Source organism: Ensifer adhaerens, from assembly GCF_020035535.1.
Lineage (GTDB): Bacteria > Pseudomonadota > Alphaproteobacteria > Rhizobiales > Rhizobiaceae > Ensifer.
Genome location: NZ_CP083350.1, coordinates 2928651 through 2940005, shown reverse-complemented (window position 1 = coordinate 2940005; position 11355 = coordinate 2928651). Strand labels below are relative to the sequence as shown.

Genomic DNA, 11355 nt, shown 5'->3' with positions numbered 1-11355 from the left:
ATGATCAGAAGCATGCTGGTGGGGGCGATGGTCGCTCTGATACCCGTTTCAGGTTTCGCGGCCGATCTCATCGTCGATTATGCGCCACCCGCGCGGCAGTGCGCAGAAGCCAGCCAATCCTCGCTCACCGTTGACCAGGACGTCTCGACCCTGACCAAGGAGGTCGTATCGCGCATGGACGAGGCGATCGCGGTCGCCGATGACCCGCACTGGATATCGTCGACCCGGCCGACATTCGTCTGGGCATCCGAGACCAAGGTTGCTTGCGGCAAGGCCTATGGCTACCTGCAATCCAACTGGCGCGACGAGGACTACATCTCCAAGTGCGATTGCTTCTACACCAAGATGCGGAATTACATGAATTGAGGCTGGCGGTTTGATCGTCATGTTCCACGCTGTGGTTTCACCGACCAGGCGGGCGTCGTCCTGTCGGCGGTGGCTAGTCGTTGGCGTGCTCGCGCTTGGCACACTTGCAGGCTGTCAGGGCGCGCCCACACCCCAGGACGTGCTCGACGTGGAATCGCCGCAGGCGAGGCACGCACGACGCGCGGCCGAACATGCGGCGAAGCCGCAGGAAACCTTCGGCAATGGCGCTACACGGATCGCGCTGATCACGGCATTGATGGCGCCGTCAGGGGAAACGGTACGCGAACGCGACATCCGCGACGGCGCCTCGCTCGCGATCGAGGAAGTGGGTGGCGGCCAACTCTCGCTGCTGGTCGAAAACACCGACGGTTCGCCACAACAGATCCAGGAGGCGGCGAAGCGGCTTGCGGACCAGAACGTCGCGCTCGTCGCTCTTTCGGTCGCCGATGTGCCGGTCAGCAGCGTGCGGCAAGGGCTCGGCTCTTCCCGCGCACCGCTTCTGGTCATGCGCGGCAACGGCGCCGAACGGCCACCGGGCACCTACGCCTTCGTGTCCGACCGTATCGATAGTGCGGTCGAGGGGGCATCCTATGCGGTGGCGTCCGGGCGCAAGCGGCTCATTGTGCTCTTGCCGAGCGATATTTCCGCCGCCGAGCGGCAAAGGCTTGATCGCGGGCTCGCCGGTTATGGCATCAAGCCCATACTGGTTGCCGTAACGGGAACCCCAGCATTCACCGGCGACGCAGCCTCCAAGACCAAGTTGAAGGACACCGATAGTGTACTCTTGATCGGTTCGGGAGACCCGGATGTCGGCGCGGTGTCGCAACTCAAGGCCAACGGCTACCTGAAACCGGACGCGATGATCATCGGAAGCTCGGGTTGGGCGAATGCCGCTTACAAGCGCCCCGAACTTTCGGGAAGCCATCTCTGTCTCTTCGGCCCGGAAAACGGATCGCGGATGACCTCGCGCTATCTCGATCGGTACGAGCGGGCCGCTGGCACAGATGCGGCCTATGGCTTCGATGTAATCGCGCTTGCTGCCGGCCTCGTGCGCAGCCAAGGCGAAACCGCCATCACGCAGGAAAGCTTGCGCTCTCCAAACGGCTTCATCGGCGCTGCGGCCGCCTTCCGCTTCGAGAAGAATGGTTCGGTCGAACGAACCTGCGCGGTCTATCAGGTCACTTCCGGAAGCGTGAAACTCCTCGATCCAGCGCCACGCTCCTTCTAAAGCACGGGTGCGGGCCTGGAACGCCGTTCATCCAACTGTCTGAAGCGCGGCGATCCATGGGCTTGCCGCGCCTCTCGTTTGGGGGCCATGTCGTGCGCGCTTCGGGCACGCCGAAGTCGCTCGTTGAGGGTCAGGCGTTGCGCTGACCTTTCTCGAGCGTCGACGGCGTGTTCGTGCTCAAGCTGCCATTTGCAGCGCCCTGATCCTGACCTTGTCGATGTTGCGACCATCGAGCGCGACGACCTCGTAGGATAGCCCACCGAAGCTCACACTCTCGCCCTGGTTCGGCAGGTGCCCGAGCCGCCAAAGAATAAGCCCTGCCAGCGTGGAATAGCGGTCGGCCTCGTCGACGAGATCGACCTCCAGCAGCTTCGAGACATGCCGGATGTCGATCCATCCATCAACCAGCAGCGCGCCATCCTCTTCGTGCTCGACGGTCAACTGATCGTCGCCGTCGTCGGCAAAATCGCCCGCGATCGCTTCGAGCAGGTCTGTCGGCGTGACCATGCCTTCCATCGAGCCATATTCGTCAAGGACGATCGCCACCTGAAGCGGCGACTGACGCAGCTGCTCGAGCAGGCGGAGCGCGCTGACGGTCTCGTGCACGACCAGGGGCTGGCGAAGCGATCGATCGAAATCGATCTTGCCCGTTTCCAAGAGGTCTCTCAAAAGGTCCTTCGCCAGCGCGACGCCGAGGAACTCGTCGAGATTGCCGCGTGCGATCGGGAAACGCGAATGCCCCGTTTCGATGATCTTGCGGCGCAGTTCGTCGTCACTCTCCTCAATGTCCAGCCACTCGATATCGAGCCTCGGGGTCATGACCGACTTTGCGGGCCGGTCTGCAAGTGTCAGCACGCTCTCGATCATCTCGTGCTCGACCGGCGTGAACAGTTCGTCTTCCGTCGCCCTTTCTGCAATGACATCGGCCGTATCGCCCAGGGACGTCTCACTCTTGCGTCGGCCAAGCAGCGAAAGAACGGCATTCGCCGTGCGCTCGCGCAAGTCGCCTGTCGTCATGAAGCGCTCACGGTTGCGACGACCGATCTGGTTGAACGCCTCGATCAACACCGAGAAGCCGATCGCAGCATAGAGATAGCCCTTGGGGATATGGAAACCGAAGCCTTCGACGATCAACGAGAAGCCGATCATCATCAGGAAGCCGAGGCAGAGAATGACCACTGTCGGGTGCTTCGAGACGAAGGCCATCAGCGGCTTCGAAGCGAGCAGCATCACGCCGACGGCGACAATGACCGCGATCATCATGACGGAGAGATGCTGGACCATGCCGACGGCGGTGATGACGCTGTCGAGCGAAAAGACGGCGTCAAGGACGACGATCTGCACGAGGACCTGCCAGAAGACGGCATGCTCGACCTTGCCCTCCTTGTGGCCGGAATGCCCCTCAAGGCGCTCGTGAAGCTCCATCGTCCCCTTGAACAACAGGAACAGACCACCGAACAAGAGGATCAGGTCCCGGCCGGAAATTTCCAAGCCGAGCACGGTGAACAGGGGCGTGGTCAGCGTCACGATCCAGGCGATCGACGCAAGAAGGATGAGGCGCATGCCAAGCGCCAGACCGAGGCCGATCAGTCGGGCCTTTTCCCGTTGATGCTCAGGCAGCTTGTCCGCGAGGATGGCGATGAAGACGAGGTTGTCGATACCGAGCACGATCTCGAGAACGATGAGGGTGGCGAGACCCGCCCAGGCGGCCGGATCATTCATCCATTCGAACATCATTGGGTTCAAAGGCCAGCCCCAAGGGCAAGGCCAATCCTTCTATTGTTAAGGGGAGAAAACAAATTTCGCCCGACGCCTGATGAACAGCCGCGAGCGAGAGGGCAGTGTGATTTTGGGCCGCGCGCCAGCGCGGTCGAAATACGACCTGGTAAACGTTGGTCAGGTTCGGCGTCGTCAGGCATCCCGTATAGTCCACCGTGCCGGGCATGCCAGGGACCGTTCGGCATTCAGCAGGCCGAAAACTGCGCATTCTCCGCGTCCGGGAAGATGGTTGCCCATCGTTTCCGGAAAGGTACTAGATCGAGGGTTTGGCGTAGATGGGGTCATGAGGAGGGTTGTCTCTGAGGGGGCTGGCTTCCGGGGGAAGGGGATGAGACCCCGGAAGCCAAAAGCGGCATCAAATGTCTTCGTCGCCGCCGAAGTCCATGTCGTCAGCCGGTTCTTCCGGCTCCGGGGCGGGGGCGGCGGGCTGAGCGGCCTGGGCCTCGTTACCACCGAACCTGCCCGCGATCGCATTGCCGAGCAGGACGCCACCTGCGACGCCCATCGCGGTCTGCGCGGCACCAGCGAGGAAGCCGCCGCCGGTGCGCTGTTGCATCGGCTGGCCGTAGGCCTGGTTCTGGTTACCCCATGGCGAGCCAGGTGCGGCGCTGCCATAGCCCGGCTGCTGCGGCGCCTGGCGCTGCGGGGCGGCGTTGCTCCCGAACATGGAGGAGAAGAACCCGCCGCGCTGTTGGCTCTGGGTGCACTGAGCCTCCAGTTCGTCAATCCGACGTTGAGCCGCCTCCAATGCCTGCTCCTGCACGACAATCGTTTGCGCCATGTAATAGGGCGCGCCCGGCTGCTGGCCGATCCGCTCCTGAATGAAGCGGTCGGCTTGCGCGTCGCGCGGGGCGGATTGGCGCTCCGCCTGGGCAAGTTTGGAGAACAGGCCGTCAATGGCCTGCTGATCGTTGCGATCCATGAGATATGTCCTTGATATCGACGACGGTTATTCTTCGCGCTGGCCGGTGAAGTTCAGCAGCAGCTGGAAGATGTTGACGAAGTTCAGATAGAGCGAGAGAGCGCCGGAGACCGCCAGCTTCTGCTGGGACTCCTGGTCGAAGTTGTCGGCATACTGTTCCTTGATGTTCTGCGTGTCCCAGGCGGTCAGGCCGACAAAGACGATGATGCCGATCACCGAAACGGCAAACTGAAGAGCGCTGGAGCCGAGGAAGATGTTGACGATCGAAGCGATCATCACGCCGATAAGGCCCATGATCAGGAACGAACCGAACTTCGCGAGGTCCCGTTTGGTCACGTAGCCGTAGAGGCTCGTCGCTCCGAACATGGTGGCGGCGATGAAGAAGGTGCGGGCGATGCTGGCGCCGGTGAAGACCAGGAAGACCGAAGCAAGCGACAGGCCCATGACGGCGCAGAAAGCCCAGAAGGTCATCTGTGCCGAGGATGCGGACATCGAATGCATCTTGAACGAAAAGAAGAAGACGAAGGCCAGCGGAGCCAGCATCACCACCCATTTCAGCGGCGTGGAGAAGATCGGCACGTAGAGCGCCGGCGTGGTGCCGACGATGAAGGCCACAAGGCCCGTGACGACCAGGCCGAGGCCCATATAGTTGTAAACGCGCAGCATATGCTGGCGAAGGCCCTCGTCGAGGGCGGCGGTAGACGCCCGGCTCATGCCGCCGAAGCGGTTGTGATTTGAATACATGAAGGTTTCCTCAGTAAAGTGAGTTCTTGAGAAGCTCGGCCTCATCGCTGAGGCCGATGCCCGGCGTGCTTGAAACGACGGCATAGGCAACCTCGCCGACCTGCCACCAGGCAGCCTCGGCGTTGGAAAGGTTGAGGTCCTTTACGGGCTCCACCGCGAAGTGACCGGGCCTGCCGGCGAAGAGGGAGATGAGTGTGCCAGCATCGGTCTTGACGCTCGTCTCGACGCTGGGCCCGAAATCCGAGGGGAAGACCTGGACATCGACGACATTCCAGTCTTTCGGAAGTTCCGGCATGACAATCGCGGTCGCGGCACGAATGTCGTCCCGGTCATAGGTCTGCACTTCCGGCTGCGACGGCATTCCTGCCCTGAGGGCAGAGGTCTGGTGCGCGCGGATGGCCTGCTCGACGAAGGCCGGCGGGTGGGCCGATGCATTGACTTCGCTCGGACCGACCGACGAATGTGCGATCCAACCCACCGAGACCATCAGGCCGACCGCCGCTACCTTCTGCAGGGCGTTCCACACACGCGCGTTCGCCAGTCCCGACGAAAGGCGCCGGGCCGCCTCGCGGGTCTCGGGACGGCTGGCAACGACATCCGACGTCATCGCCAGCTTGAGCGTGGTTCGCATGCCGAGGTCGGCCATGACGCGGGCCGCCGCGTCCGGGTTCCTGGCAAGCCAGGTCTCAACGCGGATGCGGCCGGCGGCGTCGAGCTGGTTGTCCACATAGGCATCGAGATCCGTATCGATAATCGTGTCGACGTCAGTCATTGCCGCCTCCGACAAGCCTCAGGTGGTTGGGCTTTTTCGTTCCGTTTTCGAAGTCTCTGAGGCTCGCTCTGGCGCGGGAGACGCGCGACATCAATGTCCCGACGGGAATGTCGAGTATGTCGGCAGCCTCCTGGTAGGAGAGATCCTCGACGGCGACGAGATGAAGGGCTTCGCGCTGCTCTTCCGGCAGCATCATGAACGCTTCGCGAACCTGGGCGAGGCGTACGCTGTGCTCCTGGTGGGCCGGATAAGATGCCCCGGCCTCTTGTGCCGTCTGATCGTCACGCTGGCCGCGGGAGATCGCGGATCGCACCCGGTCGATATGCGTATTGCGAACAATGGCGAAAAGCCAATGCCTGAGGCTTGATCCTGAACGGAAGGTCGAGCGCCGCTCAAACGCTCTCACCAGCGCGTCATGTACGAGGTCTTCTGCATCGGGCGAATTGCGTGCAAGCGAGCGCGCATAGCGCCGCAATGCGGCCAGCTGCCCGATAACGTCAAATGCGCCTTTCTTCGAATCCATACCCGCATATACGGAGCCGATGCGGTTTCTCATCCATCGCGCAGAAAAAATTCTGAAAAAATCTTATTGGCGCCACCGCGACGCCGATCCAAAAGGGTGGATCGCGACCAAATTGTAGGCTTCCAGAAAGCCCTCGGCCGGTGATGCCCATGCTCCTTTCTGCTGCGCCCTGCAAACGGCCTCGGACCACCGTGCTTAAGCACGATGGTCCGAAGCCTCTGTTGTCTCCTCAAACCCGCTGAGATGCGGGGAGTATTTCCTGGCTCATACTACGCTGGCTGCTGCGTCTGCCGGCTGACCTTGCTGACGAAGCCAACGATCAGCAGCAAACTGCGCGAAATCTTCTCCGATCAATTGCTTGTGCGCGGTCGCGACGGAATGGTGCCGACGGAACGCGCCCTGGCGGCCGTGTCGCGCGCGCAGGTGTTGCTGGCCGATCTCGTCGATGCCACGGCGCCGTTCGACGCCTCGTCAAGCAACCACGGCTTCACGATCGCTTCGCCCGACTACATGGCTCCGGTGTTCCTGTCGGAGATCGTCGACCAGATCAGGCGAAAGGCCCCGAATGCGAGCCTGGTGATCCGGGCGCTCGGTCCCGACTTTGACTTCGAGGGTGCGCTTGCGCGGGGCGAGGTCGATGTCGTCATCGGCGACTGGCCGTCTCCGCCCGCCTATCTCAAGCGCCCCATCCTCTTGCAGGACGATATTGTTTGCCTGATGCAGGACTCTCATCCGCTGGCAGAGGGTGAATTCACCGAAGCCGATTATCTGGCGGCGGCCCATATCGTGCCGGTAGCCTATTCGATGGCCCATCGCGGTGTCGTCGAAACCCACCTGTCGAGCCTGCGCGTCAGCCGGGCGCGCACTGTGGCGCTGTCCTACTTCACGACCGCGCCCCGCCTGCTGCTGCAGTCGGACCTGATCTTTTCCACCAGCCGTCATTTTGCCAGCTTCTTCGCGGGGGCTCTTACCGCTCGTCGTGCGCCAGCCGCCGATCGAGTTCCCGCAGATGGTCTTTCACATGCTCTGGCACGATCGTTCGCATCATTCACCGATGCACCGTTGGTTGCGCGAGATCATCATGCAGGCGCGCAACAGGATCGCCACGTAGGTTTCGGTGTGAAGCCGGTCGTACCGCAGCGACCGCAGGTGCGCGGCCATAGGCGCATGTCATCGCCTTGCCGGTGGCGGACCCACAGAGTTGCGGACCACCAGGTCGGGTCTCAACAGGATTTCCGTTTCTGACGGTGTGCGGTCCGAAAGCATCTCGAGAAGCAACGCCATTGCGTGCTTGCCGATCGCGGTGCGCGGCTGCCTTATCGTGGTCAGGGAAGGGGTCATGAAGCTGGCCTGCGGGACATCGTCAAAGCCGGTGACCGAAAAATGGTCCGGTATGTCGTAGCCACGTGCCTTGAGCCCAAGCGCAACACCAAGGGCAGTCTGATCGTTGACGCACATGAATGCGCTCGGGAGGTCGTCGCGCATGAAAAGCTGTTCCAGCGCCAGCCGGCCGCTTTCCACCGTTCCATCACCTTCGAGGATGAGGCGGCGGTTTGGGGGGATGCCGGCCGCGGCAAGTCCGGCTTCGTAGCCCGAGCGGCGACGGCCATAGGCCAGCCGCGTATGGGAGTCGCCGATGAATGCGATCCGCCGATGCCCTTCGGCAATGAGGAGATCGACCGCCTTGCGCGCGCCTTCGACGTCGTCGACGCCGACGTAGGGAATTCCTCCGTTGAAGACCGGCTCGAATACCCCGACGGTCGGCGGTAGGCGCGGTGTCACTTCCTGATGGCCGAAAGGAAGAATGCCCGTAAACAGAATCAGGCCGGCTGCCTGGTTCGAGTTGAAGAACTTCAGATATTCCAAGCCGCGCTGGGCATCATTCTGGGTATGCCCGATCAGTACGCCGTAGCCATGGGCGCGGGCTTCGTTCTCAAGACCGACCAGAATGCTGGAGAAATTGGGATCGCCGATGTCGGGTGCGACCACGAGGATCATGTTCGAGCGGCCCAGCCTCAGGCTCCGCGCCATCGCGTTGGTGGTGTAGCCCGTCAAGGCGATTGCCTGGTTGACCTTCAGCCGCGTCGACTTGGCAACCTTTTCCGGCATGTGGATTGCCCGCGAAACCGTCGCGATCGACACCTCGGCGATCCGTGCGACGTCTTCAATGGTTGCGGGGGTGGAATCGGACACTCGGCTGGCCTCGGGCTTGGTTGCGAGACACTACACAGACTTGCCTGACGTTCAAACGCGCAGGCCGAAAAAATTGTCGAACAAGCATGATGTAAACCTTTACATCGGTCAGTGTAAAGGTTTACATCATTGAAAAAGCGGTGGAGGCCGCAGGGAGGGGAAAATGACCACGGAGGTTGTCGACGGGGCTCCCGTCGTGCTGTCCGCGCGCCGCATCAGCAAGTCCTTCAGCGGCGTGCAGGTGCTGTTCAGCGTCGATTTCGAGCTGCGGCAGGGCGAGATCCACGCGCTGATGGGTGAGAACGGCGCGGGCAAATCCACGCTCGTCAAGATATTGTCCGGCTTCGAACAGCCGACCTCAGGCGAGATCCTGCTCGACGGCCAGTCGGTAAAGCTCCCGGCAAACGGTGCTGCCGAGGCGCTCGGCATCGTCATCATCCATCAGGAATTCAATCTGGCCGAACATCTCACGGTGACCGAGAGCCTGTTTCTCGGCCGCGAGGTGACGCGCTTCGGCGTGCTCGACCGCAAGTTCATGCGTGCCGCAACGCGCCGCGTTCTCGATCTGCTCGGCTCCCATGTCGACGAGAATGCGATGATCGGCTCGCTGTCGATCGCCGAAAAGCAGATGGTGGAGATTGCCAAGGCGATCAGCCGTGATGCCCGTGTCGTCTTCATGGATGAGCCGACGGCCGTGCTGTCTCGTGAAGAAACGAACTTCCTGTTCCGCCTTGTGCGCAAGCTGCGTGACAAGGGCACGAGTTTCGTCTTCGTGTCGCACAAGCTTGACGAGGTCATGGAACTGACCGATCGCGTGACGGTGCTGCGCGACGGCCAATGGATCAAGACGTCGCCGACCTCGATCCTTGATGGCGAGGCGATCGCCCAGTTGATGGTCGGTCGCGAGCTTTCGAGCCTCTATCCCGCCAAAACCGAACCGGACATCGACGAGGAAGTCGTGCTGCGGGTCAGCGGGCTTTCGACCGGATATGTTCGCGATGCGAGCTTTGAGGTCCGCCGCGGTGAAATCCTCGGCTTTTCCGGAATGATCGGCTCCGGCCGGACGGAACTGATGGAGGCGATCGTCGGATTGCGCGCGCGCACCGCCGGTGAAGTCCTGGTTCGTGGCCAGCCGGTGTCTTCCGGCGACGTGCACGCGGTCAACGATGCCGGCCTCGCCTACATGACCAAGGATCGCAAGGCGAAGGGCCTTCTGCTCAATGCGGGCATGATGGCGAACCTGACGCTGCAGTCGCTCGACCGGCATACCCGGCTCGGATACCTCGATCCCGGAAGCGAAGAGGCCGCACTCGTCAAGGCGCGCCGCCGGTTTGATATCCGTGTCCGCGATGACAGTGTCGTCGCCGGTCGCATGTCGGGCGGCAACCAGCAGAAGCTGCTGCTTGCCAAGGTCATGGAGACCGACCCGAGCATCATCATCATCGACGAGCCGACGCGCGGCATCGACGTCGGCACCAAGCAGCAGATCTACCATTTCATCTCGGCGCTCGCCCGGGACGGGCGCTCGATCATCGTCGTTTCATCGGAGATGCCCGAGGTCATCGGTCTGTGCAGTCGGGTGGTGGTCATGCGCGAGGGCCATATCGCCGGCATCCTCGAAGGTGACGAGATCTCCGAGCAGGAGATCATGCGCTACGCCGCAGGCCTGAAGAAGAAAACGGCGGCTTAAGGCAGGGCCGGCGCATCTTGAGCAGGTGCCGAGAACAATAAAATTCCCAAGAGCTGGGACGGAGGTTCAATTGGATATGAGCGTAAACGAGGAAGGCAGCCAGGGCGCAATTCGCCGTCGCAGCTGGCGCGACATTGATCTCAGGGCGGTGGCGCCGTTCGTCGCGCTGGCATTGCTGCTTTTGGTTGGCGCCCTGGTCAATCCCAACTTCATCAGCATCAACAACCTTGCCAACGTCGCCACACGCAGCGCCTTCATCGCCATCATCGCGGTCGGCGCCACCTTCGTGATTTCGTCGGGTGACCTCGATCTCTCCGTCGGGGCCATGGTCGCCTTCATCGCCAGTCTGATGATCCTGTTCATGAACTCCGGGGTCATCGCAGATCCCGTGCTCATGCTCCTGGCTGCGATCCTGTTCACCATCGTTGCCGGCGCGCTCTGTGGTCTCACCAACGGCCTGATCACCACGGTCGGAAAGATCGAGCCGTTCATCGCGACACTCGGTACCATGGGCATTTACCGCGGCTTGACGACCTGGCTGTCGCAGGGCGGCGCGATCACGCTCAAGGAACCGGAACTCCAGGAGATCTACCGTCCCGCCTATTTCGGCACCATCTTCGGCGTGCCCGTTCCGATCGTCGTCATCCTCGCCGTGACCGCGGTGGCCGCCTTCATTCTCTACCGGACCCGTTACGGGCGGCATGTCGTCGCCGTCGGCTCCAATCGCGACGTCGCGCGCTATTCCGGCATTTCCGTCAACCGCGTCCGCACTGTCGCCTTCGTTATCCAGGGCCTCTGCGTGGCGGCGGCCGTGCTTCTCTACGTACCGCGTCTCGGCTCCACATCGGCAACGACGGGCATCCTGTGGGAACTGCAGGCGATCACCGCCGTGGTCGTCGGCGGCACGGCGCTCAAGGGCGGGGCAGGTCGTGTCTGGGGCACGATCTGCGGCGCGTTCATCCTCGAGCTGGTCGGCAACATCATGCTGCTCTCCAACTTCATCAGCGAATACCTGATCGGCGCCATCCAGGGTGCGATCATCATCATTGCGATGCTCGTCCAGCGCTCGCTGGTTCGGAAATCGTGAGACGGCCGGGTCCACAGGTCTCCCGGCCTGCAACAGGCTGACCTGATATTT

At 62.1% G+C, this 11355-nt stretch carries 12 protein-coding genes; 5 read left to right on the top strand and 7 right to left on the bottom strand.

What is annotated here, in order from left to right; translation table 11 throughout:
• Positions 1–366 (top strand): hypothetical protein, encoded by a 366-nt coding sequence (locus LAC81_RS33490; protein WP_223728898.1) that lies wholly within the window; start codon positions 1–3, stop codon positions 364–366.
• A gap of 148 nt (positions 367–514) precedes the next feature.
• Positions 515–1594, top strand: a complete 1080-nt coding sequence (locus LAC81_RS33485; RefSeq protein WP_223728897.1) for an ABC transporter substrate-binding protein — start codon at positions 515–517, stop codon at positions 1592–1594.
• A gap of 177 nt (positions 1595–1771) precedes the next feature.
• Here the strand turns inward: LAC81_RS33485 and LAC81_RS33480 are convergent, their stop codons facing one another.
• The 6 genes from LAC81_RS33480 to LAC81_RS33455 form a co-directional block, all read right to left on the bottom strand.
• Positions 1772–3331, bottom strand: coding sequence for a TerC family protein (locus LAC81_RS33480; protein WP_223730395.1), 1560 nt, complete (start codon positions 3329–3331; stop codon positions 1772–1774).
• Positions 3309–3539 carry a hypothetical protein gene (locus LAC81_RS33475; RefSeq protein ID WP_223728896.1) on the bottom strand — a complete coding sequence of 77 codons (231 nt, stop codon included), beginning with the start codon at positions 3537–3539 and terminating at the stop codon, positions 3309–3311. Before LAC81_RS33475 ends, LAC81_RS33480 begins: the two co-directional genes overlap by 23 nt.
• A gap of 189 nt (positions 3540–3728) precedes the next feature.
• Positions 3729–4295 (bottom strand): DUF2076 domain-containing protein, encoded by a 567-nt coding sequence (locus LAC81_RS33470; RefSeq protein WP_223728895.1) that lies wholly within the window; start codon positions 4293–4295, stop codon positions 3729–3731.
• A gap of 27 nt (positions 4296–4322) precedes the next feature.
• Positions 4323–5039 (bottom strand): Bax inhibitor-1/YccA family protein, encoded by a 717-nt coding sequence (locus LAC81_RS33465; RefSeq protein WP_223728894.1) that lies wholly within the window; start codon positions 5037–5039, stop codon positions 4323–4325.
• Between the two features lie 10 nt (positions 5040–5049).
• Complete coding sequence (locus LAC81_RS33460) at positions 5050–5811, bottom strand: anti-sigma factor family protein (protein WP_223728893.1); 762 nt, start codon at positions 5809–5811, stop codon at positions 5050–5052.
• The gene (locus LAC81_RS33455) at positions 5804–6334 is read right to left on the bottom strand and encodes a sigma-70 family RNA polymerase sigma factor (RefSeq protein ID WP_113538818.1); all 531 of its coding nucleotides are present in this window, start codon (positions 6332–6334) and stop codon (positions 5804–5806) included. Before LAC81_RS33455 ends, LAC81_RS33460 begins: the two co-directional genes overlap by 8 nt.
• A gap of 408 nt (positions 6335–6742) precedes the next feature.
• Between LAC81_RS33455 and LAC81_RS33450 the strand changes: the two genes are divergently transcribed.
• Entirely contained in the window at positions 6743–7579 is an 837-nt protein-coding gene (locus LAC81_RS33450) for a LysR substrate-binding domain-containing protein (protein ID WP_223728892.1), read from the top strand.
• Here the strand turns inward: LAC81_RS33450 and LAC81_RS33445 are convergent.
• Complete coding sequence (locus tag LAC81_RS33445) at positions 7505–8527, bottom strand: LacI family DNA-binding transcriptional regulator (protein WP_223728891.1); 1023 nt, start codon at positions 8525–8527, stop codon at positions 7505–7507. The two genes, LAC81_RS33450 and LAC81_RS33445, sit on opposite strands and share 75 nt — an antisense overlap.
• A gap of 163 nt (positions 8528–8690) precedes the next feature.
• On the opposite strand from LAC81_RS33445, the gene LAC81_RS33440 reads away from it, so the two are divergent.
• Both LAC81_RS33440 and LAC81_RS33435 read left to right on the top strand, forming a co-directional pair.
• A complete protein-coding gene (locus LAC81_RS33440; RefSeq protein ID WP_223728890.1) occupies positions 8691–10217 on the top strand; it encodes a sugar ABC transporter ATP-binding protein in 1527 nt (508 codons plus the stop codon).
• A 76-nt stretch (positions 10218–10293) separates the two neighbouring features.
• A complete protein-coding gene (locus LAC81_RS33435) occupies positions 10294–11304 on the top strand; it encodes an ABC transporter permease (RefSeq protein ID WP_113538814.1) in 1011 nt (336 codons plus the stop codon).
• The last annotated feature ends 51 nt before the right edge of the window (positions 11305–11355 follow it).